Raw genomic sequence first — 24,482 nt, forward strand, 5'->3', positions numbered from 1 at the left:
GTTCAATGGCGGGTTTTATAGGCTTTGTGACAGGTCGGAATCAATCCCGCAGATCAGACTCGTGAATCGGCTGATCCCGATGGGTCGCACGTTGATATTGCGCCGGCCACACCGCTTTGCGTCCGCCCAGATCATCGTCGGCGTGCAGCGGCCAGTACGGATCGCGCAGCAGCTCACGGGCGAGAAAGATGATGTCGGCCTGACAGGTCCGCAGGATGTGCTCGGCTTGCGCAGGCTCGGTAATCATTCCCACGGTGCCGGTGGCGATGCCTGACTCCTTGCGCACCCTTTCCGCGAAGCGGGTCTGATAACCCGGCCCCACCGGAATCTCCGCGTTCGCTGCGGTGCCACCCGACGATACGTCGATAAGATCCGCACCGAGGGTTTTCAGGCGTCGCGCCAGCTCCACGGTTTCATCGGGGTTCCAGCCATCTTCCACCCAATCGGTGGCCGACAGACGAACGAACACCGGCAGTTCTTCCGGCCAGACGGCACGTACCGCCTCGGTTACTTGCAACACCAGACGGATGCGGTTTTCGAATGAACCGCCGTACTGGTCGCGGCGCTGGTTGCTCAGCGGCGAAAGAAACTGGTGCAACAGATAACCATGCGCCGCATGCACCTCGACCACGCTGAAACCGGCTGTGAGCGCACGCTTGGCTGCGGCCACGAAATCCTGGATGACCTGGGCGATCTGCCCTTCATCAAGCTGTTTGGGTTGGGTATGTTGCGGGTCAAAGGCAATCGGTGAAGGCCCGACCGGCGTCCAGCCGCCGTCATCCGGTTTGACGCTGCCGTGCTTGCCGATCCACGGCCGATGAGTGCTGGCCTTGCGTCCGGCGTGGGCCAGTTGAATGCCGGCCACTGCGCCCTGCGCGTTGATGAAACGGGTGATGCGTTGCAGCGGTGCGATCTGTTCGTCGTTCCACAGGCCCAGGTCTTCGGCGGTGATCCGCCCGTCGGCCGTGATCGCCGTGGCTTCGGTAAATACCAGGCCCGCGCCCCCCACTGCACGGCTGCCGAGATGCACCAGATGCCAGTCGTTGGCCAGGCCATCGACACTTGAGTACTGGCACATTGGCGATACGGCGATGCGGTTGGGCAGGGTCAGTTGGCGAAGGGTAAAGGGTTCAAGCAGCAGACTCATGGGGCACCTCTCAAATCAGTGGGCAGGCTCCAGGGTTCTGTTTGAAAAGTCGACGAGTGACAGGAAAAAGGTGCAGCACCCGCCCCCGCGGGCAAAAAATTCGACAAGACGTCACAAGGCCAATCAAGCAGTGCTTAGAGCCTAGTCGACATCCGGGGATGAGGGAGGGTTCAGAAATGAAACAGCACAATTGAAGACACCTGCGCCCCTTCAGAAAGGGGCGCAAAGCCCTTAGCGCGGTTCGATGTGAGCAATCATCAGTTGCACGGTTTCATTGCCGCGAAACTCGTTGAGATCGAGCTTATAGGCCAGCTCGACCCATTTGATTGTCGGGTTCGGCCAGATATCGCGGTCAATGCCAAACGCGATGCCATCCAGTTTCACCGAACCGCATTCGCTCTTCAGCACCACTTTCAGGTGCCGCTCGCCGACCACCCGCTGCTCGACCAACTGGAACACGCCATGAAACAGCGGCTCCGGGAAATGCTGGCCCCAAGGCCCGGCATGACGCAGGGCACGAGCCAGTTCCAGATGAAACTCTTCAACAGCCAGGGTGCCGTCCGACAGCAGGCGGCCGGTCAGATCTTCTTCGCGAAGCTGCCTGCGCACTTCGGCGTCGAATGCCTCGGCGAACAACGGAAAATTCTCCTGCGGTAAGGTCAGGCCAGCTGCCATCGCGTGGCCACCGTACTTGCTGATCAGGTCCGGATGCTGCGCTGCCACCACGCTCAACGCATCGCGAATATGAAAGCCCTGGACCGAGCGCCCCGAGCCCTTGAGCAAACCGTCGCCAGCATCGGCGAAGGCGATGGTCGGGCGGAAATAACGCTCTTTCATCCGCGAGGCCAGAATGCCGATGACACCCTGGTGCCATTCCGGATCGAACAGGCAAAGGCCGAACGGCATAGACTCGACCGGCAAGTCCTTGAGCTGTGCCAGCGCTTCACGCTGCATGCCTTGCTCGATGGATTTGCGATCCTGGTTCATGCTGTCCAGTTGCGCCGCCATTTCCCGGGCCAGTTCTGCATTCTGGGTCAGCAGGCACTCAATCCCGAGGCTCATGTCATCCAGACGCCCCGCCGCGTTCAGGCGCGGGCCGACGATGAAACCGAGATCGGTAGAGGTAATGCGCGAAGCCTCGCGCTTGGCCACTTCAAGGATCGCCTTGATCCCCGGCCGCGCACGTCCGGCGCGAATTCGTTCCAGGCCCTGGTGCACCAGAATCCGGTTGTTGGCATCCAGCGGCACCACGTCGGCGACGCTGCCCAGCGCCACCAGATCCAGCAGTTCGCCGATGTTCGGTTGTGGCTTGCTCTCGTACCAGCCGAGGCTGCGCAGGCGTGCACGCAAGGCCATCAACACGTAGAAAATCACCCCGACCCCGGCCAGCGCCTTGCTCGGGAACTCGCAACCGGGCTGGTTCGGATTGACCAGCGCATCGGCTTGCGGCAGTTCATCGCCGGGCAAGTGGTGGTCGGTGATCAAGACCTTCAAACCGTGACGCTTCGCTGCCGCCACACCTTCGACGCTGGAAATACCGTTGTCGACGGTGATCAACAGTTGCGGCTCGCGGGTCATCGCGACTTCGACGATTTCCGGGGTCAGGCCGTAGCCGTATTCGAAGCGGTTCGGCACCAGATAATCGACATGTGCCGCGCCCAGCAGGCGCAGGCCAAGCACGCCCACGGTGCTGGCCGTCGCGCCGTCGGCGTCGAAGTCGCCGACGATCAGGATCCGCTGACGCTGCTCCAGCGCCGTCACCAGCAGATCCACCGCCGCATCGATCCCTTTGAGTTGCTGGAACGGAATCAGCCGCGCCAGGCTTTTGTCCAGCTCCGCCTCGGACTGCACGCCCCGCGCCGCGTACAGGCGGGTCAGCAACGGTGGCAGATCACCGAGAAACGGCAGAGTGGCGGGCAACGGGCGAGGATCGATACGCATGGGGTGACAGGAGCTTCTCTTGGGTACGTGGGATTTTTCGGGAGCGCTGCGGACTTAGCCGCGCTCGCCTTGCAGCCAGCTGAGCTGAACTTCGTGCTGACCACGGTCGTCGGTGACGAAGATCGTGCCTTCGCTGATCATCACGTCCCACTTGATGACGCGGGGCATGTCCTTGGCCAGGGTTTCCAGCACTTCCTGCGGGACAGCAGCGATGTTGACGTTCTTCAGGTTCTTGATCGCCGGGATCACCTTGCCTTCCCAGACGCGCAGGCTGCCGTAGGCCAGCAGGCTGGTGCGCTCGGTGCGACGGGAGCACCAGGTCAGGCGATCCGCATCCGGCTGGCCGACTTCGATCCAGTGCAGGACGCGATCATCCAGGCTCTTTTCCCACAGCGCAGGTTCATCCACGTCCGACAGACCACGACCGAACGACAGGTGCTCGTTGTACCAGAGCGCGTAGGCCAGCAGGCGCACGGTCATGCGTTCTTCGGTTTCCGAAGGGTGGCGGGCGATGGTCTGCTTCACGTTCTCGTAGACGCTGCGGTCGAGATCGGTGAGGTTCAGTTCGAATTTGTAGGTGGTGGACGGCTGGGCCATGAACGGGCTTCTTGATACGAGGAAAGTCGGCAAGTCTAACCGATGCTGTAGGCAATCCACGAATTGATGGCGATCAACCTTGCGCGACTGACAGCCGGCTATGTTAAAACGCTGTATCCGTTCAGCCTTGTCCTACAGGATCTCGCATGCCGTTCGCCAACAAACCGCTCAGCGGTCTGAAAGTCATCGAATTGGGTACATTGATTGCCGGGCCGTTTGCCTCGCGCATTTGCGGCGAGTTCGGTGCCGAAGTGATCAAGATCGAATCGCCGGACGGCGGTGATCCGCTGCGCAAGTGGCGCAAGCTGTATGAAGGTACTTCGTTGTGGTGGTTCGTCCAGGCACGCAACAAAAAGTCTCTGACGCTGAACCTGAAACACCCCGACGGTCTGGCGATCCTGAAAAAACTGCTGGGTGAAGCCGACATCCTGATCGAGAACTTCCGCCCAGGCGTCCTGGAAAAACTCGGCCTGAGCTGGGAAACCCTGCACGCACTGAATCCGAAACTGGTCATGGTGCGCCTGTCCGGTTTCGGCCAGACCGGGCCGATGAAGGATCAGCCAGGTTTCGGTGCGGTCGGCGAATCCATGGGCGGCCTGCGCTACATCACCGGTTTCGAAGACCGCCCGCCGGTGCGTACCGGAATTTCCATCGGCGATTCGATTGCCGCTCTGTGGGGTGTGATCGGCGCGTTGATGGCCCTGCGTCATCGCGAGGTCAACGGCGGGCTTGGCCAGGTCGTTGATGTGGCGCTCTACGAAGCGATCTTCGCCATGATGGAAAGCATGGTGCCGGAGTTCGATGTGTTCGGGTTCATTCGTGAACGCACCGGTAACATCATGCCGGGCATCACACCGTCGTCGATCCACACCAGCGCCGACGGCAAACATGTGCAGATCGGCGCCAACGGCGATGCGATCTTCAAGCGTTTCATGCTGATCATCGGCCGTGAAGATCTGGCCAATGACCCGGCGCTGGCCAGCAATGACGGGCGCGACACCCGCCGTGACGAGTTGTACGGGGTGATCGATCGTTGGGTCAATTCGCTGCCGCTGCAAACCGTGCTGGACCTGCTGAACCAGGCCGAAGTCCCGGCCAGCCGGATCTTCAGCGCCGAAGACATGTTCAACGATCCGCAGTACCTGGCCCGGGAAATGTTCCTGCAAGCCAAACTGCCGGACGGCAAACCCTTCAAGATGCCGGGCATCGTGCCGAAACTCTCTGATACACCCGGCACGTCCGAATGGGTCGGACCGCAGCTCGGTGAACACAATGCGCAGGTACTCCACGATCTTGGCTACGACGAGAAGCAGATCGCCCGGCTGCGCGAAGACGGAGCCATCTGAGCTGAAGCGCCGACCGGCCTCAGCCTCCAACCGCGCCCACCACTGGTGGACGTGGCGGCTGTTCGGCCTGCTTTTTCTGCTGATGCTTCCGGCCTGGGCGCAGGCGAAGCCGACGCTGATCTGGCTGCTGCGCGACCTGCCGCCGCTGACCATTTTCGAAGGCCCGAAAAAGGGCCAGGGCGTCATCGATCAACTGATGCCGATGCTGATTGCCGGCATGCCGCAATACGAACACACCTTGATGCGGGTCAACCGCGCCCGCGGCATCCAGATGCTCCATGAACACCCGTTCGCCTGTGATCCTTCGCTGATCTGGAACAAGGAGCGCGCGCAATGGATCGCGTTCTCCATCCCGGCATTTCGAGCGGTCAGCAATGGCCTGGTGGTGCGTCAGAAAGATCGCGAAGTGCTGGCGCCGTTCATTTCCGACGGTGAAGTCGATCTGTCCGCATTCCTGGCCAACAGCGACAGAAAAGTCGGCGTGGTGGCCGAGCGTAGTTATGGCGAATACATCGACGGCCTGCTCCGACAGGCACCGGGCGGCGCGCTGACACCGCATTACGGGAATGACGCGTTAAGCAGTCTGCTGTCGATGCAGCGGCTCGGGCGATTGCAGGTGGTGCTGGGTTACTGGCCGGAAATCCGTTATCAGGCGCGTCAGGCACAGATCGCTGAAGACGAGCTGGAGTTCTTCCCAATCCGCGGGTCAGGCAAGTACATTTCGGGCCACGTCGGCTGCACCGACACCACTCAGGGCCGGCAGGCGATCAGCGAAATCGATCAACTGTTGCGTACCCTGCCCCACGAACATCTCGACCAGCTCTACGCCGACTGGCTGGACCCTGAAAGGCGTCAGGACTATCTGGAGCAGGCGCGGATTTTCTTCCAGCAGCAGGCCACGCAGTAAATCCCGGACAAAAGAAACCCCGAGAAGTGGGGAGACGACTCGGGGTTAAACGTGGTCTTTATCAAAGACCCGTAGCAGCAAGCGACAAGCACCGGAGCACAATGCTTGATCCTGCTGCTATGGGGTCTGACTGACCCGGGTGCAGGAAGGTTCCCACAAAAGACAAATCAGTTTCAGAGACCCGGGTGCTTGTCGCGGGCAGCGTTGCGCAACGCTGCAATCACACAGGGCTCCAGCCGACCTTCGGCGATCAGGATGTCGCGATGCAAGCCATCGACCACATCCGTCAGTTGGCGCTTGTCGCTCAATTGCGCCCGATTGAATTCGCGCTCCACCATGATGGCACCACTGCCGTTCTTCAGTGTCACCAGGCATTCACCCTGCAGACCGCGAGGGGTCAGCGTCACCTGATACGGGCTCAGAGCCTCACCGAGCAATAGACTGATACTTTCCATCTCGATCTCCACTCAATAGTCCGAAAACACAGTGCCTGGGGCGTGTCCACAGTAAATGACCACCGGCCCGAGAAGAAAGTTCTGCATGTCGGCGGCCTCTCCCGGAGCGTCACCTGCCTGACGGAGCATGCAGGGTGAAGATGACAGAAAAATAACCAATGGCTTCAGACTGTGACCGGACGTCGGGGCGACGACAGATAGCTGTCGAGCAGATTGCGCATCAGCACGGCCGAAACCGGTGTGTGCAGGCGTCCCAGGAGCTTCATCCCTTCATCGCCAAGCAAAGGTTCCAGGTCGGCCTGTACGCTGGGCGCCACCACCCCCAACAGAATCAGCGCCCGCGCCTCTTGCCGGGCCACCAGATGCCTGATCAGCGCCACCCCCTCGCCACCCTTGAGTTGCGGATTGCAGATGGCGATATCGACAGTCCCGCGGCGCACCAGCGAACGTTTTGCCGCGCTCAGCGAAGGCGCGGTCAACACGTCATAGATACCGATGGCGTTGAGCATCTGGTGCAACGCCATCAACTGGAACGGGTTGGGTTCGAGAAGCAGGATTTTGAGCGAGCGCATTGGACGACCTCTGGAACGACAATCGCGGTTTCTCGCCGCAGTGGTTTGTCACTCTAGGGCAGTCGTCCTAAGCCTCCCATCAGAAAAGTAGCCACGCTTTATAGGACATTTCCCAACTTCACTGCGGACAACGACACCCGCTCTCGGTCCGCCGCTGGGTGATATCCGTCCAGCCACCCAATAAACCGCGCAGTTTTCCATCGACACCGTAAAAAGGCACCGTCCATTGATAGATGTGCCGGGAGCCACTCCTGAACAACAACTGTCGTTTGCTGAAGCGCGTCTTGCGTGTGCGCAGTTGCACCATGAACTCGTCATGCAGCATCAGTGAGGTGGCGGGCGGAAGCGCATCGAATTCATACAGCGTCCGTCCTTGCACTTGCTCGAAACGGACGCCCAGTGCTTCTTCATAGCTGCGGTTGCACATGATCAACCGTCCCTGCAGATCACGCACGAACACGGGGTCGGGCATCGCATCGATCAGTGCATGCTGAAAGGCCAGTTGATCGCCCAAGCCCTTTTCGGCTTCCCGGCGCTGTTTTATCTCGGTAGCAAGCCGACGATTCCAAAACAGCGAAAGCAGGCCCAATACCCCGAGCGCCCCCATCGCCCAGCATCCCCACTTGATCAGCTGCGCCCCGAACGACGGTGCCGGTGCAGGTGAAATACCGTCCAGCCACTTCACGCGCATGGCCCGCAACTCGGCGGCCGAAAAAGCACCGAGGGCCTTGTTGAGAATGCTCAGCAACTCAGGCAGGCCTTTGCGTACCGCCAGATGATCCGCCTCCCACTTGCCCTCGACCAGACCACCGACCTTGAGCAAGCCTGATGGAAACAGCTGCGCACCGATCTCGTTTTCAATCGTGGCGTAAGCCTCGCCACTCTCCACCAGCGCCCGGGCCTCGGCGTAGGTCTTGACCGAACGTATCTCGATCAAAGGGTGATCGCGTCGGATACAGTCCTCCAGCGCATGCCTGGCCGGCAACACCAGGACCCGTTTCTCCAGCTCGTCAAGCGACTGCACCGCCGGCAAACCTGCCCGCCCGACGAACACCCACCCCGCTCCTCCGAAGGCATGGCTGAAATCGAGGAACTGCCTGCGCTCCTCGTTCATGGCCAGTGTCGTACTCATGTCGGCGACGCCGCTTTCCAGGCGTTCCAGCATGTGGTTGGTGGAGAACGATTCCTGATGCACGAACTGCAAACCGGTCATGGCGCTGATGTGCTTGAGCACATCGTTGTTCAAGCCACTCCACTGACCGTGTTCGTCCTGAAACAGATACAACGGATATTGCACCGAGGCGACTGTCACCCTGGGGTTTTCACGAATCCACTGTCGCTCTTGCGCGTCCAGCTCGATGGGCTGGATATTCAACTCCATCCCTTCTGAATGCATCGTCAGATGAGCTGCCTCGGTCAATTGCAGAAACCCCGACAGCCCCAACAAAAACAACCAGCTCAGCGCTGGCCTCAATCCTGAATAAAACCGCATTGCCACATCCTTCGTCATCGACTCGCCCGTCCTTCGTGGGCGAAACCCGAGCAGTGTGGCATGCAAAAACAAGAAAGCCCGTCAGGAGACGGGCTTCAAAATGTGACAGCTTTCAGGGCTTAAAGCGGCTTGCCGCGATTGCCATGCTGGCTGACAAAGGCCTGCACGGCTTTCAGCTCGTTTGCCAGAACTGTGCAGCGCTCTTCTCTCTCAAACAAATCAGAAAGATGTGCAGGTAGTTCGAGAGCTTTTCCTACACCGGCTTTTTCCACGGCATCCGGGAACTTGACCGGATGCGCCGTGCCCAGGATCACCATCGGGATATCCAGGCTGCGACGGCATTCGCGTGCGGCTTTCACACCGATGGCCGTGTGCGGATCGAGCACCTCACCGGTCTGTTCGAAGACTTCGGCGATGGTTTCGCAGGTTTGCGCATCGTCCACGGCCAGCGAGTCGAACAGTTTGCGCGCCTCGGTCCAGCGTTCCTGTTCAACGCTGAAACCACCGCCCTGCTTGAACGAATCCATCAGACCGGCAATCGCCGCGCCGTTGCGACCGTGCAGGTCGAACAGCAGGCGTTCGAAGTTCGACGAGACCATGATGTCCATCGACGGCGACAGGGTGGCGTGCAGGGTTTCCTTGACGTACTGGTTGCCGCTCATGAAGCGGTGCAGGATGTCGTTGCGGTTGGTGGCGACGATCAACTGGTTGATCGGCAGACCCATGTTGCGCGCCAGGTAACCGGCGAAGATGTCGCCGAAGTTGCCGGTCGGCACCGAGAACGACACCGAACGTGCCGGGCCGCCCAATTGCAGCGCTGCGTGGAAGTAGTAAACGATCTGGGCCATGATCCGCGCCCAGTTGATCGAGTTCACCGCCACCAGACGCGTGCCCTTGAGGAAGCTCTGGTCGGCGAAGCTTGCCTTGACCATTTCCTGGCAGTCGTCGAAGTTGCCTTCGATGGCGATGTTGTGGATGTTCTCACCGAGGATGGTGGTCATCTGCCGACGCTGCACTTCGGACACACGGTTGTGCGGGTGCAGGATGAAGATGTCGACGTTTTCGCAATGCTTGCAGCCTTCGATGGCAGCCGAACCGGTATCACCGGAAGTTGCGCCGACGATCACCACGCGCTCGCCGCGCTTTTCCAGCACGTAGTCGAGCAAACGACCGAGCAGTTGCAGGGCGAAGTCCTTGAACGCCAGGGTCGGGCCGTGGAACAGCTCCAGCACCCATTCGTTGCCGTTCAGCTGACGCAGCGGCGCCACGGCGTTGTGCGAGAACACACCGTAGGTTTCTTCGAGGATCTTTTTGAAATCGGCGTCCGGAATGCTGCCGGTCACGAACGGGCGCATCACCCGGAAGGCCAGCTCGTGATACGGCAGGCCGGCCCAGGAAGCGATTTCTTCCTGGGTGAAACGTGGCAGGTTTTCCGGGACGTACAGACCGCCGTCGGTGGCGAGACCGGCCAGCAGGACGTCTTCGAAATTCAGGGCCGGTGCCTGGCCGCGGGTACTGATGTAACGCATGACTGACTCCAATGGACAGTGTTCGCAACACAGGGCCCGCAGGCGGGCCCTGTGAAGGAGATCAACTTAGTTCAAGTGCTCGACGCGGATCCGCACAACCGGACCGACCACGCCCGCCAGGGCTTCGAGGGCGGCGATCGCATCGTTGATGTGCTGTTCCAGCACGCGGTGGGTCAGCAAGATCATCGGCACCAGGCCGTCGTGCTCCTCGACTTCCTTCTGCATGATCGACTCGATGTTGATGCCGCGCTCCGACAGGATGCTCGCCACCTGAGCGAGTACGCCCGGATGGTCCTTGGCCTGAATGCGCAGGTAGTAGGCGCTTTCGCAGGCTTCGATCGGCAGGATCGGGTGGGCCGACAGCGAGTCCGGCTGGAAGGCCAGGTGCGGCACGCGGTTTTCCGGGTCGGAGGTCATGGCGCGAACCACGTCTACCAGATCCGCGATCACCGACGAAGCGGTCGGCTCCATGCCGGCGCCAGCGCCGTAGAACAGGGTCGAACCGGCAGCGTCACCGTTGACCATCACCGCGTTCATCACGCCGTTGACGTTGGCGATCAGGCGATCGGCCGGGATCAGCGTCGGGTGTACGCGCAACTCGATACCCGCGGCGGTGCTGCGTGCCACGCCCAGGTGCTTGATGCGGTAGCCCAGCGCTTCGGCGTAGTTCACGTCGGCGGTGGTCAGCTTGGTGATGCCTTCGGTGTAAGCCTTGTCGAACTGCAACGGAATACCGAACGCGATCGAAGCCAGGATCGTCAGCTTGTGCGCCGCGTCGATGCCTTCGACGTCGAACGTCGGATCGGCTTCGGCGTAGCCCAGCGCTTGCGCCTCGGCCAGCACGTCTTCGAAGGTGCGACCCTTCTCGCGCATTTCGGTGAGGATGAAGTTGCCGGTGCCGTTGATGATCCCGGCGACCCAGTTGATGCGGTTGGCGGACAGGCCTTCACGGATCGCCTTGATCACCGGAATGCCACCGGCTACCGCCGCTTCAAATGCCACGATCACGCCTTTCTCGCGTGCCTTGGCGAAAATTTCATTACCGTGAACGGCAATCAGAGCCTTGTTCGCGGTGACCACATGCTTGCCATTCTCGATGGCCTTGAGTACCAGCTCGCGGGCAACGGTGTAGCCGCCCATCAGCTCTATGACGATGTCGATCTCAGGGTTCGTGGCCACTTCGAAGACATCGTTGGTAATCGCAATACCGGTCGTCTGGAACTGAGGCTTTGGCGTGCGCATGGCAATTTGTGCCACTTCGATTCCACGCCCGGCACGACGAGCAATTTCCTCGGCGTTGCGCTGAAGTACGTTGAAGGTACCGCCACCGACGGTCCCTAACCCACAGATGCCTACTTTGACCGGTTTCACTGTGAACTCCCCATAAAACGGCCGACGCGAGGCCGGCCGTGAAAACAACCGCGCAATCGCGGCTCTCTATTGATGGCCCGGCCATGTTGCCGCCGGACCACGCTCGTCAGCGCCTGAACGTGACGATGCGAATTACTTCGCGCCCAGCGCCAGTTTGGCGACTTGTGGCGCAGGCTGGTAGCCCGGAATGACTTGTCCGTCAGCCAATACGATGGCCGGTGTGCCGTTCACGCCGATCGACTGACCGAGGGCGAACTGCTTGGAAACCGGGTTCTCGCACTTGGCAGCCTTGATTTCCTTGCCATCGACCATCTTGTCCATGGCCGCTTTCTTGTCTTTCGAGCACCACACAGCTTGCAGTTGCTCGTCACCCGGCGAACCCAGGCCCTGGCGCGGGAACGCCACGTAACGCACTTCGATGCCGCGCTTGTTCAGCTCCGGCACTTCGGCGTGCAGCTTGTGGCAGTACGGGCAAGTGGTGTCGGTGAAAACGGTGATGTGCGACTTGGTTTCGCCCACGGCCGGGTAAACCACGGTCTCGGCCACCGGGATCGCATTGATCAGTTTGGAAATGCCCAGGCGCTCGGTCTTCTCGGTCAGGTTGACCGGTTTGCCGTCCTTGAGCTGGAACATGTAGCCCTGAACGATGTACTGGCCGTCGGCGCTGGCGTAGAGCACGCGGCTGCCCTTGAGCTTGACTTCGTACAGGCCCGGCAGCGGGCTGGCGGTGATGGTGTCCACCGGCACGTCGAGCTGGAGGTTTTCCAGGCTCTGGCGGATGGCTTTGTCGGCCGCATCATCGGCGACGGCAAAGGTGCTGACCAACGCAATGGCTGCGGCGGCGAAAATCTGGGTCAGACGCATGAGAACTCCTGAAGGCGGACAAATGGAACGTTCAGAACGCCCGTGCCGGAACACCGGGTCATAACCGTCCATCGTGCAAACCGGCAAAGCCTACCACATAAGGTTCGCGTGACCGAATGCGCCTGTCGCAAGACAGCCAGCGCTCAGCCTCGAGGGTGATGCTTGGCATGCAGATCCTGCAACCGTGCCCGGGCGACGTGAGTGTAGATCTGCGTGGTCGACAGGTCGCTGTGGCCCAACAACATCTGCACCACCCGCAAGTCGGCGCCATGGTTGAGCAGGTGCGTGGCGAAAGCGTGACGCAGCGTATGGGGCGACAGCGATTTGCCGATGCCGGCGACCTTGGCCTGATGCTTGATGCGGTGCCAGAAGGTCTGGCGAGTCATCTGCTCGCCGCGCTGGCTGGGAAACAGCACATCGCTGGGGCGTCCGCCCAGCAACTCGCCGCGACCATCGCGCAGGTAATGCTCGACCCAGACAATCGCTTCCTCGCCCATCGGTACAAGGCGCTCTTTACTGCCCTTGCCCATTACCCTCAATACGCCCTGACGCAGGTTGACCTGCTCCAGGGTCAGACTGATCAGCTCGGTTACCCGCAAGCCGCAGGCGTAAAGGACTTCAAGCATGGCGCGGTCACGCTGGCCGATGGCTTCGCTCAAGTCTGGCGCCCTCAGCAACGCTTCAACGTCGGCTTCTGACAGGGATTTGGGCAACGGCCGACCGAGTTGCGGCATGTCGACGCGCAAGGTCGGATCGACCGAGATCAGTTTTTCCCGCAACAGGTAGCGATAAAAGCCACGTACACCCGAGAGGAATCGCGCGGTAGAACGGGGTTTGTAGTTCTGTTCCAGGCGCCAGGCCAGGTGATCGAGGATCAATTCACGACCGGCGTTGATCAGCTCGAGATTTTTCTCCTGCAACCAGCCGTTGAACAGTGCGAGATCACTGCGATAGGCGTCGCGGGTGTTGTCGGAAAGACCTTTTTCCAACCATAGGGCGTCGAGAAACTGGTCAATCAGCGGGTGGTCGATGGCGGGCATAAAAGCTCAGGCAAGGCAGAGATGGCGGACAGTCTTTCATAGCCCGCCCGTACACGGAACCTTCAGGCGGCAAAACCAGGCAGAACCGGTACCGGACGCTTGTCGTCGTCAATCGCGACGAAGCTGAACTGCCCGTGAATCGCCTTTTCGCGCCCGTCGCAGCTCATGCTTTCAACGAACACTTCCACCTCGACCTTGAGGCTGGTGTTGCCGACCTTGATCACCCGCCCGACCAGTTCGACGATGGAACCTGCGGGGATCGCGTGGTTGAAATCGATTCGGTCGGTCGACACGGTCACCAGTGGCAAGCGGCAGAAACGCGTAGCGGTGATAAACGACACTTCGTCCATCCAGGCGAGCGCAGTGCCGCCGAACAGGGTGTTGTGATGGTTGGTGGTCGGCGGGAAAACCGCCTTGGTCACGCGGGTCACCGAGAGTTCGGTGCGGCGTTCGATTTCGTGCTCACGAGATGTCATGGATACGGCCTGAAGCAATAGTGCTGTGGATAAATTGCGGACAACAAAAAAGCAGCCCGTAGGCTGCTTTTTTCTGCATCGGAAGCTGGACTTAAGCCAGTTTTTCCTTGATGCGAGCTGCTTTACCCGACAGGTCGCGCAGGTAGTACAGCTTGGCTTTACGTACGTCACCGCGACGTTTAACAGCCATGCTGTCGATCTGCGGGGAGTAGGTCTGGAAAGTACGTTCTACGCCAACACCGTTGGAGATTTTACGAACGGTGAACGCACTGTTCACGCCGCGGTTACGCTTGGCGATTACAACGCCTTCGAACGCTTGCAGACGGGAACGATCGCCTTCCTTCACTTTCACCTGAACGACAATGGTGTCGCCCGGGGCAAAGGTAGGGATTTCTTTGGTCATCTGCTCTGCTTCGAGTGCAAGGATGATTTTGTTGGTCATGCTGTGCTCCTAAGGTAAATCGTCGGATTTACCATCGATACGTTGTTAACTATCGTCCCGCTCGCGGATGTATTCCTCGAGCAGCTTCTTCTCTTCTCCAGAAAGCGAGCGGCTTTCCAGAAGATCGGCGCGTCGTTCATAGGTCCGACCAAGGGACTGCTGTAAACGCCAACGCCGGATGTGCGCGTGGTTGCCACTCAGCAACACGTCGGGTACACGCTGATCCGCATACACCTCAGGTCGGGTGTAGTGCGGGCAATCCAGCAGACCATCCGTAAAGGAATCTTCCTCGGCGGAGTCCGCATGCCCTAAAGCTCCAGGCAGCAGTCGTGTAACCGCATCGATCAGGACCATGGCCGGCAGCTCGCCGCCAGACAGTACATAGTCGCCAATCGACCACTCTTCATCGACATGAGCTTCAATAAAACGCTCGTCAATGCCTTCATAGCGACCGGCAATCAGGATCAGTGCATCCGATTTCGCCAGTTCGCGTACCGCCGACTGAGTCAGTTGACGGCCTTGGGGGGACAGGTAAATCACCTTCGCCGCCTCCCCGGCTGCTGCCTTGGCCTGAACCAGAGCATCTTCCAGGGGCTTGATCTTCATCACCATGCCCGGACCACCGCCAAACGGGCGATCGTCCACAGTGTGATGCCGATCCGTCGTGTAATCCCGCGGATTCCAACAGGTCAGCTGCAAGAGCCCCTGTTTGACCGCACGACTGGTGATGCCGTAGTCGCCAATGGCGGAAAACATCTCGGGAAACAAACTGATCACTTCTACGCGCAAGTTAGCCACGCTTAGAAGTCCGCGTCCCAATCCACCTTCATCTCGCCCGCTGCGAGGTCGACGGCCAACACGCATTGCTCCGTATAGGGCAACAGGCGTTCGCGATCATCCAGGCTGCCAGCGCAAGGCTTGACTACCATTACATCATTGGCGCCGGTTTCCAGAAGATGATCGATTTTCCCGAGCAATTGCCCAAGTGTGTCGATGACCTTCAGACCTTCCAGCTGGTACCAGTAGTACTCGCCTTCGGTCAATTCAGCGAACAGGTTGCGCGGCACGCAGATCTCATAACCGGCCAGAAGACGAGCTTCTTCACGATCATCAAGACCCTTGAGCTTTGCGACCAGGAACTTGTCGCTCCCGCGTCCACTGACCAGCTCGACCTGTTTGACATTGCCTTCGCGCTTGAGCGTCCAGGTTTTGTACTGCAACAGGTTTTCAGTCGGATCAGTAAAGGAATAAACCTTCACTTCGCCGCGAACGCCGTGAACAGAATAAATTTTGCCAATAACGATCAAATCATCGGCAACAGCAGGCGTCGCGTTCATATTGCTCAGGCCGCAGCCTTAGCCGATTCCTTCAACAACTGAGCAACGCGCTCAGAAGGTTGTGCACCAACGCTCAGCCAGTAGGCAACGCGCTCTTGGTTCACGGACAGACGGATTTCCTGACCACGGGCAACAGGGTTGAAGAAACCAACCTGTTCTTTGTGGGAACCGTCACGCGGGTTGCGGGAGTCGGTTACGGTCAGGTGGTAAAACGGGCGCTTTTTGGAGCCGCCAAGGGCAAGACGGATTGTTAGCATGTGAACATCGTTCCTGTAGTCGGTGCTGCAAATCTAAATGCACAGCGGGCATGGGTGCCCGAAAGGCCGCATATTCTAAGGAATATCCGGACTTTTGCAAATGACTTTTTCCGGCGCCTATGGCAGGCCGTGCAGATTTGCATATAGGGCCGTCGTTTAAAACGGCCGGTCAGCTCCCGCCGAGTGCGGGTTTGCTGTTGATCCCGCATCCTTGCGGGGTCTGCGCCGGTGCGACGACCGGCGCGGATTCTTTACATTTTCGGCATGCCGCCGCCGGGCAACATACCGCCCATGCCGCGCATCATTTTCGCCATTCCGCCCTTGGCGGAGAATTTCTTCATCATCTTCTGCATCTGCTTGTGCTGCTTGATCAAGCGACCGATGTCCTGCACCTGAGTGCCGGAACCCATGGCGATCCGGCGCTTGCGCGAACCGCTGATCAGCTCAGGGTCGCGGCGCTCGGCCGGGGTCATGGAGTTGATGATGGCTTCCATCTGTTTGAATTGCTTCTCTGCGGCGTTCTGGGCATTGCCCATCTGCGACAGGTTCACACCACCGATACTCGGCAGTTTGTCCATGAGGCCGCCGAGACCGCCCATGTTCTTCATCTGTTGCAACTGATCGCGGAAGTCTTCGAGGTCGAAGCCCTTGCCCTTCTTCAGTTTCTTGGCCAGTTTGTCGGCCTTGTCCTTGTCGAGGGTCGCTTCAGCCTGTTCGATCAGGCTGAGCACGTCGCCCATGCCGAGGATCCGCGAAGCGATACGCTCCGGGTGGAACGGCTCGAGGGCTTCGGTCTTCTCGCCCATACCGATGAACTTGATCGGCTTGCCGGTGATGGCACGAACGGACAGCGCGGCACCGCCACGGGCATCACCGTCGACCTTGGTCAGGATCACACCGGTCAGCGGCAGAGCGTCGCCGAAGGCCTTGGCCGTGTTGGCGGCGTCCTGACCGGTCATGGCGTCGACCACGAACAGGGTTTCGACCGGGTTGATCGCGGCGTGCAGCGCCTTGATCTCGCCCATCATCTCTTCGTCGATGTGCAGACGACCGGCGGTATCGACGATGACCACGTCGATGAATTTCAGTTTTGCTTCTTTAATAGCCGCGTTGGCGATGTCGACCGGCTTCTGGCTCAGGTCGGACGGGAAGAACGTCACGCCGATGTCGTTGGCCAGGGTTTCCAGCTGTTTGATCGCCGCAGGACGATAGACGTCCGCCGACACGACCATGACCGACTTCTTCTTGCGCTCTTTAAGGAAGCGCGCCAGCTTGCCGGCGGTAGTGGTTTTACCGGCACCCTGCAGACCGGCCATCAATACGACGGCTGGCGGCACGGCACTCAGGTTCAAATCTTCGTTGGCCGCGCCCATCAGGCTTTCGAGCTCGGCCTGGACGATCTTCACGAACGCCTGCCCCGGCGTCAGGCTGCGCGACACTTCGGTGCCGACAGCGCGCTCCTTGACCGAATTGACGAAGTCCTTGACCACCGGCAGGGCGACGTCGGCTTCGAGCAACGCCATGCGCACTTCGCGCAGGGTGTCTTTGATGTTGTCTTCGGTCAGCTTCGCCTTGCCAGTGACATGGCGCAGCGTCTGCGAGAGACGGTCGGTTAAGTTTTCAAACATTGCGCGATCCTTTCAGGCCCTGTGTAGACCGGGATAATGGCGGCCCAGACCGGAATCAACATGTGCTCGGCGAGCCTGCGGCGTGGGCAGGTCGCGGATTATAGCGAAGACTGCGTCTGGCGGACACCTCGCTGTCAGCTTGCCGGTCTTTCGTGCCATGGCGGTTCTATGCCAAACTCAGCGCCTTTCGGGCTTGCCTAACAGGATTTATGCTCCCCTTGTCACCGAGTTTGCTGACCACCCTCGCCGCCGCCCTTCTATATGCCGCTGCGACCCTCTATCAGGGCACCCGCCTGGCCACTGGCGCCAAGGCCAACAAGCGCCTGCTGGTCACGCTCGGCGTGCTCGCCGTGCTGGCCCACAGTGCCAGCCTGCTGACTCACCTGCTGACGCCGATCGGTCTGGGCCTGGACTTCTTCAGCGCTTCGAGCCTGATTGCCGCGGCAGTCATTGCCCTGACCCTGCTGGCCTGTTCGCGGATTCCGGTGGAAAACCTGCTGGTCCTGCTGTTCCCGCTGGGTGCGATCACCGTGTTGCTGGCGCAGTTCGCGCCAACCGGCACCGTGCAGATCATCGACGAAGAGCCGGGCATCCTCGCGCATATCCTGCTGTCGATCCTCGCCTACGGCATGTTCACCATCGCCGTGTTCCAGGCGTTGTTGCTGCTGGTGCAGGATCACCAGCTCAAGAACAAGCACCCATCCGGGCTGATCAAGAACTTCCCGCCGCTGCAAACCATGGAAAGCCTGCTGTTCGGCTTCCTCTGGGCCGGCTGGACGCTGCTGTCGCTGTCGCTGATTTCCGGCTGGCTGTTCGTCGAAAACCTGTTTGCCCAGCACCTGGTGCACAAGACCCTGCTGGCCTGCCTGGCCTGGGTCGTGTTCAGCGTGCTGTTGTGGGGCCGCAACCGCCTGGGCTGGCGCGGCCACAAAGCGATCCGCTGGACCCTCGCCGGTTTCTGCCTGCTGATGTTGGCGTATTTCGGCAGCAAACTGGTCCGTGAATACATCCTGCACATCTGACGGGCGGCATAAATGGACGGTTTGCCCATAGGGCCGATGCTCGCGGTATTTGTCCTGCTGATTCTCTGGTCGGGATTGTTTACCGCCATCGAAGTCGCGCAACAGCATCTGCTGGCGCAACGCACCGCGTCACGCGCCAATGACAAACCTTTGGCCAAACTCAGCTTCCCGCTCGACAGCCTGATCCTGTGCAACACCCTGTGCCGCGCTCTCGCAGTGGTGCTTGCCACGCTGCTGGCGATTTTCCTCTGTGAAGAAAACGGGCCCTGGGCAGCCTGCCTGGGTGCCGGCGCCGTATTGCTGGTGTTTTCCGACTATTTTCCGCGCACCCTCGCCCAACGTTATCCGGACGCCGTGCTGTCATTCGGCAATTCGTTGCTGTCTGTGCCGCTGAAAGTGATCTATCCGCTCGCATGGCTGCTGAGCAGCATCAGTGGTTTGCTGTTGCGTCCGCTGGTGCGCAAACCTCAGGTCGTGCAGCAGAGCGAAGACGACGTCCCAGCCGATCGCCATGACGACCCGGAGCATTCGTCTCGCCCGCACCCGGTTTCCGGCATCCATGCGCTGGACAACATCACGGTCAACGACATCCTGGTGCCTCGCAGTGACGTCGACGGCATCAATCTTGATGACCCGATCGAAGAAATCATCGAGCAATTGCGCCACAACAAGCGCACGCGCCTGCCGGTTTTCCACAGCGACATCAACCAGGTCGAGGCCGTCCTCAACACCCGGCAGATCCGCCACTTGCTGGACAATCACGCCCTGACCCGCGAAGCGCTCCTCGCCGCCAGCTACGAGCCGTATTTCGTACCGGAAAGCACGCCACTGCAACTGCAGCTGCTGAACTTCCACAAGCAGCAGCGGCGCCTGGGCATGGTGGTGGACGAGTACGGCGAAGTGTTGGGGATCGTCACCCTGGAAGACATTCTCGAAGAAATCGTTGGCGAATTCGAAAGCGAGCACAGCCTCGACAACCCGCATATTCATCCGCAGGCCGATGGTCGCATGGTGATCGACGGCGCCGCCTCGATCCGCGAGCTGAACAAATGTCTGGGCTGGCACCTGCCCAGCGACGGCCCCCGGACTCTCAACGGTCTGGTGACCGAAGCACTGGAAACCATTCCGGAAAGCGCGGTCTGCCTGAAGATCGGGCGCTATCGCCTGGAGATCCTCGAAACCGAGGAGAACCGCGTAAGCAAAGTGCTCATCTGGCACACCAGCTCGGCACCGGCACTCACACCCGTCCGCTAGCTCGCCCCTTGTTCAATCGTTAGCCACCTTCCTATAATCGGGGCGCTTACCCAAGCCCCGCCGAACCGCGTGCTTACCCCGCACCCGACTGGTTCCGGCAGGTTCATCGCCGCTTTCCGCATCACACCGACGACTGTTCCTACTCGAAACAGCGCTCGTGCCCAATCCCATATCCCTGGGTGTTCGACCATAATAATTCGCTCCAACGGAGCTCATGACTGTCAGGGATCACCGCATGACGACCAGTACCGCTTACAGCGACACCGCGCCTGCCCAACCGACCAACTCCGCCACCCGCGTGGCTACCGCGAGTTTCATCGGCACGGCCATCGAGTTCTACGATTTTTACGTCTACGCCACTGCTGCTGCACTGGTGATCGGGCCGGTATTCTTTCCGCAGACATCCGGCACAGCGCAGATGCTCTCGGCATTCCTCACTTTCGGTATCGCGTTCCTCGCCCGCCCGCTGGGTTCGGCATTGTTTGGTCACTTCGGCGACCGTATCGGACGCAAATCAACACTGGTGGCTTCCCTGCTGCTGATGGGTGTCTGCACCACGCTGATCGGCGTGCTGCCGGGTTACGACAGCATCGGGGCGTGGGCGCCGATCCTGTTGTGTGTGCTGCGCTTCGGCCAGGGCCTGGGATTGGGTGGCGAATGGGGCGGCGCGGCGCTGCTGGCGACCGAAAACGCACCGAAAGGCAAACGCGCGTGGTTCGGCATGTTCCCGCAGTTGGGCCCTTCGATCGGTTTTCTGGCGGCCAACGGCCTGTTCCTGACCTTGGCCATGACGCTCAATGACGAACAGTTCCGCAGTTGGGGCTGGCGGATTCCGTTCCTGCTCAGCGCAGTGCTGGTGATGGTCGGGCTGTATGTGCGCCTCAAACTTCACGAAACGCCAGTGTTCGCCAACGCCATCGCCCGTCAGGAGCGGGTTAAAGTGCCGCTGGTCGAGCTGTTCAGCCAATACTGGGCACCGACGCTGCTGGGTGCCGCCGCCATGGTGGTGTGCTACGCGCTGTTCTACATCTCGACGGTGTTTTCCCTGAGCTACGGCGTGTCGACGCTGGGCTACAGCCGCGAGACATTCCTCGGGCTGCTGTGCTTCGCTGTGCTGTTCATGGCGGCCGCCACGCCGTTGTCAGCCTGGGCAAGCGATCGTTACGGGCGCAAACCGGTGCTGATCGTCGGTGGTGTGCTGGCGATTCTTTCCGGATTTCTGATGGAGCCGTTACTGACTCAGGGCTCGACCTGGGGCGTGGCGCTGTTCCTGTGCATCGAGCTGTTCCTGATGGGTGTGACGTTCGCCCCGATGGGCGCCCTGCTGCCGGAACTGTTCCCGACGCACGTCCGCTATACCGGCGCATCGGCGGCCTACAACCTCGGCGGGATTGTCGGGGCCTCGGCGGCACCGTTCTTCGCGCAGAAACTGGTGGCGATGGGTGGTTTGAGTTATGTCGGCGGGTATGTGTCTGCGGCCGCGGTGCTCAGCTTGATCGCTGTGCTGTGCCTGAAGGAAACGCGCCATAACGACCTGAATCAGGTGTCATAAGCGCAATGATCGCTCCCGCACGGGCGGGAGCGATCAGATAGCGAGATTACAGCTCTACAACGACCGCCTGAGAAGCACGGGTCGCCTTGGCACGAGCGGCCTCGATCGACTCGTCACGCGCCAGGGCCACGCCCATGCGACGCTGGCCATTGACCTCAGGCTTGCCGAACAGACGCAGCGCGGTATCCGGCTCGCTCAGTGCAGCGCCGAGGTTGGCGAATGCGGTCTGGGTCGACTGACCTTCCACCAGAATCACCGCCGAAGCCGATGGGCCGAACTGACGGATCAGCGGCACCGGCAGGCCGAGAATCGCGCGGGCGTGCAGGGCGAACTGCGACAGGTCCTGGGAAATCAGGGTCACCAGACCGGTGTCGTGCGGGCGCGGCGACACTTCGCTGAACCACACCTGATCGCCCTTGATGAACAATTCGACGCCAAACAGGCCACGACCACCCAAGGCTTCAGTTACCGCTTTGGCAACGCGCTCGGATTCAGCCAGTGCAATCGGGCTCATGGCCTGTGGCTGCCAGGATTCCTGGTAGTCGCCTTTCTCCTGACGGTGGCCGACCGGCGCACAGAACGTGGTGCCGCCGATATGACGAACGGTCAGCAGGGTGATTTCGTAGTCGAAATCGATGAAACCTTCGATGATCACCCGACCTTTGCCAGCGCGACCGCCCTCTTGCGCGTAATCCCAGGCTTTCTGCACGTCATCGACGCTGCGCAGCAGGCTCTGGCCCTTGCCCGACGAACTCATCACCGGTTTGACGACGCACGGGAAACCCAGGTCTTCAACGGCTTTGCTGTAGTCCTCGAAGGTATCGGCGAAGTGGTACGGCGAAGTCGGCAGATCCAGTTCTTCGGCGGCCAGACGACGGATCCCTTCGCGGTTCATGGTCAGTTGAGCGGCGCGAGCAGTCGGGATCACGGTGAAGCCTTCGGCTTCCAGCTCGACCAGGGTAGCGGTGGCGATGGCTTCGATTTCCGGCACGATGAAGTGCGGCTTCTCGGCTTCGATCACCGCACGCAGGGCTGCGCCATCAAGCATGTTGATCACGTGGCTGCGATGAGCAACCTGCATGGCCGGCGCATTGGCGTAACGGTCAACGGCGATCACTTCAACGCCCAGGCGTTGCAGCTCGATCACCACTTCCTTGCCCAACTCACCACAGCCACACAGCAATACGCGGGTCGCGGTCGGCGACAATGGAGTTCCGATACGGGTCATCTCAGGTCCTCAAAGAAGCGGATCATCGAGGAAAGCAACGCCAGACGCGCTTTCCATGGGGAGAAAGCGCGGCATTTTACATGAACCTGAGGGTTTGGCTTCAGCCGGCGACAGCCTGTTTACGCTCGCGCCAGGCCATGATCAGCCAGACGGCGGTGACACCGGCGAACTTCGAGGCCAGAGCAGTGATGATCACCGGTGGCGTCAGCAGGTCGATCATGCCGAAAAAGATGAAGGTATCGAGGGGAATGCTCAGCGCCGAACTGATCCACAGGCGGTCACGCAACGGCCGCTTGGTGACGGTGAACACCAGCCAGTCGATGCACTCGGACACCGCGAACGCCGTGGCGCTGGCCAGCGCAATCGATGGATCGGAGGTGACATAGGACAGCACCAGCGCCGCCAGCATCGCCGCAATCGCACCGTGGCCGAACCGAATCTGCACCATGTCGCGCAACACGAACACCAGCCCGCCCCAGGCTGACCAGATGATGTCCAGGTGCGGCGCGGTGGAGAAGGCGAAGTTGATCAGCACGACGCTGCTGATGTAGGCGATGAGGAAAATCATGGGCGTGACCTGTCAATTTGGCGCACAGGTTACTTCAGCCCTTCGAGGACGCCAATCAAATCGGCTATTGCCCAGGCGTTTTGCCGATCATCCAGACCAGCCCACTAGACTTCGCCCGCTCATGACACAACCCCAGCACCGCCCGCCGCTCGTCGTTGGTCATCCGGCTCCAGCGGGTGATTTCCTCGACCGTGCGCTGGCAACCGGTGCAAATGTCATCGTCATCCAACGCGCAAATATTCACGCAGGGCGAGGCCACCGGCCGCTCAACCGTATTCATTCTTCCTGCTCGACCAGATCGCGCGCATAGCGCTGCGAGTTATGTACATAGTGGGCGGCGCTGGCTTCGAGCATCTTCTTTTGTTGTTCGGTCAGCTCACGCACCACTTTGCCCGGCGAGCCCATCACCAGCGAACCGTCGGGAATTTCCTTGCCTTCGCCAATCAGCGAATTGGCGCCAATGATGCAGTTTTTGCCGATCTTCGCGCCGTTGAGGATGACCGCGTTGATGCCGATCAGGCTGTAGTCGCCGACCGTGCAGCCGTGGAGCATGGCGTTGTGGCCGATGGTCACGCCGGTGCCGATGGTCAGCGGATAGCCCATGTCGGTGTGCATCACGGTGCCGTCCTGCACGTTGCTGTTCTTGCCGATCAGGATCAGTTCGTTGTCGCCGCGCAACACGGCGTTGAACCAGACGTTGGCACCCTCTTCCAATCTGACCTTGCCCACCAGCACGGCATTGGGGGCGACCCAGCTCTGCGGATGGGTCTCGACACGGGCGTCGCCCAGGCGGTATTTCATCTTGTTTTCCTCAGGGCTCACGTTGGCTGGCCATTCGAACGATGGCTTCAGGTGTTGATAAAGCTTTTAGGCGGTCGATGCAGGCTGATTTTGGCGTCATAGAGCAGGTTGATCAACTCGACGATCATGATCGCCGTCAGCCCCCAGATCTTGTATTCGCCATAACGATAGCTCGGCACGTACCAACTGCGACCCTGATAGTCGATGCGGTGGGTGTGTTCGCGCGGATCCTTGCGGAAGAACTCCAGCGGCACACTGAACACCGCAGCGATCTCGGCATCATTGGCCTGGTATTCGACGAAATCGGGAATCACCCCGACATACGGTGTGACCTTGATGCCATGCAGGGAGATCAACGGGCTGAGCGGACCGATCACTTCGACCAGGCCGGGCGGCAGGCCGATTTCTTCTTCGGCTTCACGCAGCGCGGTGAAGATCAGGTCCGGATCCTCCGGATCCCGTCGACCGCCGGGAAAGGCGACTTCGCCACCGTGGGTCGAGAGCCCGCTGGCGCGCAAGGTCAGGACAAGCTCGGGTTCGTCACTGCGAGTAATCGGCACCAGGACGGCGGCCTCGGGGAAACGCGTGTCGGTCTCCAGCGTGCGCGGCGTGTGATTGCTTACCCGGTGCAGTAGCTCGTCCAGCATAAGTGTTCT

The 24,482-nt window shown here is 60.3% G+C and carries 26 protein-coding genes; 5 read left to right on the plus strand and 21 right to left on the minus strand.

Annotated elements, in window-relative coordinates; genetic code table 11:
• Window positions 1-40: 40 nt before the first annotated feature.
• The 3 genes from AC1RR7_RS29465 to AC1RR7_RS29475 form a co-directional block, all read right to left on the minus strand.
• Window positions 41-1,147, minus strand: a complete 1,107-nt coding sequence (locus AC1RR7_RS29465; RefSeq protein WP_493158899.1) for an NADH:flavin oxidoreductase/NADH oxidase — start codon at window positions 1,145-1,147, stop codon at window positions 41-43.
• Between the two features lie 231 nt (window positions 1,148-1,378).
• A complete protein-coding gene (recJ, locus tag AC1RR7_RS29470; protein WP_493158900.1) occupies window positions 1,379-3,088 on the minus strand; it encodes a single-stranded-DNA-specific exonuclease RecJ in 1,710 nt (569 codons plus the stop codon).
• Window positions 3,089-3,142: 54 nt separating this feature from the next.
• On the minus strand, window positions 3,143-3,685 hold the full coding sequence (locus AC1RR7_RS29475; protein WP_096819266.1) for a YaeQ family protein: 543 nt from the start codon (window positions 3,683-3,685) through the stop codon (window positions 3,143-3,145).
• A gap of 146 nt (window positions 3,686-3,831) precedes the next feature.
• Between AC1RR7_RS29475 and AC1RR7_RS29480 the strand changes: the two genes are divergently transcribed.
• Together AC1RR7_RS29480 and AC1RR7_RS29485 are read left to right on the plus strand one after the other, a co-directional pair.
• Window positions 3,832-5,031, plus strand: coding sequence for a CaiB/BaiF CoA transferase family protein (locus AC1RR7_RS29480; protein ID WP_096819264.1), 1,200 nt, complete (start codon window positions 3,832-3,834; stop codon window positions 5,029-5,031).
• Complete coding sequence (locus AC1RR7_RS29485) at window positions 4,958-5,938, plus strand: TIGR02285 family protein (protein ID WP_173861389.1); 981 nt, start codon at window positions 4,958-4,960, stop codon at window positions 5,936-5,938. Before AC1RR7_RS29480 ends, AC1RR7_RS29485 begins: the two co-directional genes overlap by 74 nt.
• A 173-nt stretch (window positions 5,939-6,111) precedes the next feature.
• Here AC1RR7_RS29485 and AC1RR7_RS29490 read toward each other — a convergent pair whose 3' ends face one another.
• The 13 genes from AC1RR7_RS29490 to ffh form a co-directional block, all read right to left on the minus strand.
• Window positions 6,112-6,393 carry a DUF3509 domain-containing protein gene (locus AC1RR7_RS29490; protein WP_085729753.1) on the minus strand — a complete coding sequence of 94 codons (282 nt, stop codon included), beginning with the start codon at window positions 6,391-6,393 and terminating at the stop codon, window positions 6,112-6,114.
• Window positions 6,394-6,557: 164 nt separating this feature from the next.
• Complete coding sequence (locus AC1RR7_RS29495; protein WP_493158901.1) at window positions 6,558-6,965, minus strand: response regulator; 408 nt, start codon at window positions 6,963-6,965, stop codon at window positions 6,558-6,560.
• 118 nt (window positions 6,966-7,083) lie between these two features.
• Complete coding sequence (locus tag AC1RR7_RS29500) at window positions 7,084-8,457, minus strand: transporter substrate-binding domain-containing protein (RefSeq protein WP_493158902.1); 1,374 nt, start codon at window positions 8,455-8,457, stop codon at window positions 7,084-7,086.
• Between the two features lie 119 nt (window positions 8,458-8,576).
• Complete coding sequence (thrC, locus tag AC1RR7_RS29505; protein ID WP_096819256.1) at window positions 8,577-9,986, minus strand: threonine synthase; 1,410 nt, start codon at window positions 9,984-9,986, stop codon at window positions 8,577-8,579.
• A 66-nt stretch (window positions 9,987-10,052) separates the two neighbouring features.
• Entirely contained in the window at window positions 10,053-11,357 is a 1,305-nt protein-coding gene (locus AC1RR7_RS29510; RefSeq protein ID WP_018926703.1) for a homoserine dehydrogenase, read from the minus strand.
• Window positions 11,358-11,489: 132 nt separating this feature from the next.
• Complete coding sequence (gene dsbC / locus AC1RR7_RS29515; protein WP_007954633.1) at window positions 11,490-12,221, minus strand: bifunctional protein-disulfide isomerase/oxidoreductase DsbC; 732 nt, start codon at window positions 12,219-12,221, stop codon at window positions 11,490-11,492.
• A gap of 143 nt (window positions 12,222-12,364) precedes the next feature.
• Window positions 12,365-13,261, minus strand: a complete 897-nt coding sequence (gene xerD / locus AC1RR7_RS29520) for a site-specific tyrosine recombinase XerD (RefSeq protein ID WP_493158903.1) — start codon at window positions 13,259-13,261, stop codon at window positions 12,365-12,367.
• 62 nt (window positions 13,262-13,323) lie between these two features.
• Complete coding sequence (locus AC1RR7_RS29525; protein ID WP_102619531.1) at window positions 13,324-13,737, minus strand: acyl-CoA thioesterase; 414 nt, start codon at window positions 13,735-13,737, stop codon at window positions 13,324-13,326.
• 91 nt (window positions 13,738-13,828) lie between these two features.
• Window positions 13,829-14,179, minus strand: a complete 351-nt coding sequence (rplS, locus tag AC1RR7_RS29530) for a 50S ribosomal protein L19 (RefSeq protein ID WP_003175895.1) — start codon at window positions 14,177-14,179, stop codon at window positions 13,829-13,831.
• A gap of 45 nt (window positions 14,180-14,224) precedes the next feature.
• The gene (trmD, locus tag AC1RR7_RS29535; RefSeq protein ID WP_096819250.1) at window positions 14,225-14,977 is read right to left on the minus strand and encodes a tRNA (guanosine(37)-N1)-methyltransferase TrmD; all 753 of its coding nucleotides are present in this window, start codon (window positions 14,975-14,977) and stop codon (window positions 14,225-14,227) included.
• A 2-nt stretch (window positions 14,978-14,979) separates the two neighbouring features.
• Window positions 14,980-15,516 (minus strand): ribosome maturation factor RimM, encoded by a 537-nt coding sequence (gene rimM, locus AC1RR7_RS29540; RefSeq protein ID WP_085688896.1) that lies wholly within the window; start codon window positions 15,514-15,516, stop codon window positions 14,980-14,982.
• 5 nt (window positions 15,517-15,521) lie between these two features.
• Entirely contained in the window at window positions 15,522-15,773 is a 252-nt protein-coding gene (rpsP, locus tag AC1RR7_RS29545) for a 30S ribosomal protein S16 (RefSeq protein ID WP_003185073.1), read from the minus strand.
• Window positions 15,774-16,024: 251 nt separating this feature from the next.
• Complete coding sequence (ffh, locus tag AC1RR7_RS29550) at window positions 16,025-17,401, minus strand: signal recognition particle protein (RefSeq protein ID WP_096819246.1); 1,377 nt, start codon at window positions 17,399-17,401, stop codon at window positions 16,025-16,027.
• A 209-nt stretch (window positions 17,402-17,610) separates the two neighbouring features.
• Between ffh and AC1RR7_RS29555 the strand changes: the two genes are divergently transcribed.
• The 3 genes from AC1RR7_RS29555 (at window position 17,611) to AC1RR7_RS29565 (ending at window position 21,229) form a co-directional block, all read left to right on the plus strand.
• Complete coding sequence (locus AC1RR7_RS29555) at window positions 17,611-18,423, plus strand: cytochrome C assembly family protein (protein ID WP_096819244.1); 813 nt, start codon at window positions 17,611-17,613, stop codon at window positions 18,421-18,423.
• 12 nt (window positions 18,424-18,435) lie between these two features.
• On the plus strand, window positions 18,436-19,677 hold the full coding sequence (locus AC1RR7_RS29560; protein ID WP_493158904.1) for a transporter associated domain-containing protein: 1,242 nt from the start codon (window positions 18,436-18,438) through the stop codon (window positions 19,675-19,677).
• A gap of 235 nt (window positions 19,678-19,912) precedes the next feature.
• Entirely contained in the window at window positions 19,913-21,229 is a 1,317-nt protein-coding gene (locus AC1RR7_RS29565; protein ID WP_102619526.1) for an MFS transporter, read from the plus strand.
• A 46-nt stretch (window positions 21,230-21,275) separates the two neighbouring features.
• Here AC1RR7_RS29565 and purT read toward each other — a convergent pair whose 3' ends face one another.
• From purT to AC1RR7_RS29590, 5 genes are all read right to left on the minus strand, one after another.
• Window positions 21,276-22,457 carry a formate-dependent phosphoribosylglycinamide formyltransferase gene (purT, locus tag AC1RR7_RS29570; RefSeq protein WP_102619525.1) on the minus strand — a complete coding sequence of 394 codons (1,182 nt, stop codon included), beginning with the start codon at window positions 22,455-22,457 and terminating at the stop codon, window positions 21,276-21,278.
• Between the two features lie 100 nt (window positions 22,458-22,557).
• Window positions 22,558-23,025, minus strand: coding sequence for a preQ0 transporter (locus AC1RR7_RS29575; protein ID WP_096819236.1), 468 nt, complete (start codon window positions 23,023-23,025; stop codon window positions 22,558-22,560).
• 64 nt (window positions 23,026-23,089) lie between these two features.
• A complete protein-coding gene (locus AC1RR7_RS29580; RefSeq protein ID WP_096819234.1) occupies window positions 23,090-23,305 on the minus strand; it encodes a DUF1289 domain-containing protein in 216 nt (71 codons plus the stop codon).
• Window positions 23,302-23,826: a gamma carbonic anhydrase family protein gene (locus AC1RR7_RS29585; RefSeq protein WP_011332606.1), complete on the minus strand. Its 525-nt coding sequence runs from the start codon at window positions 23,824-23,826 to the stop codon at window positions 23,302-23,304. Before AC1RR7_RS29585 ends, AC1RR7_RS29580 begins: the two co-directional genes overlap by 4 nt.
• A 47-nt stretch (window positions 23,827-23,873) precedes the next feature.
• Window positions 23,874-24,473 (minus strand): CoA pyrophosphatase, encoded by a 600-nt coding sequence (locus tag AC1RR7_RS29590; protein ID WP_085711654.1) that lies wholly within the window; start codon window positions 24,471-24,473, stop codon window positions 23,874-23,876.
• Window positions 24,474-24,482: the final 9 nt, after the last annotated feature.

Source organism: Pseudomonas sp. GW821-FHT11G12, from assembly GCF_058808055.1.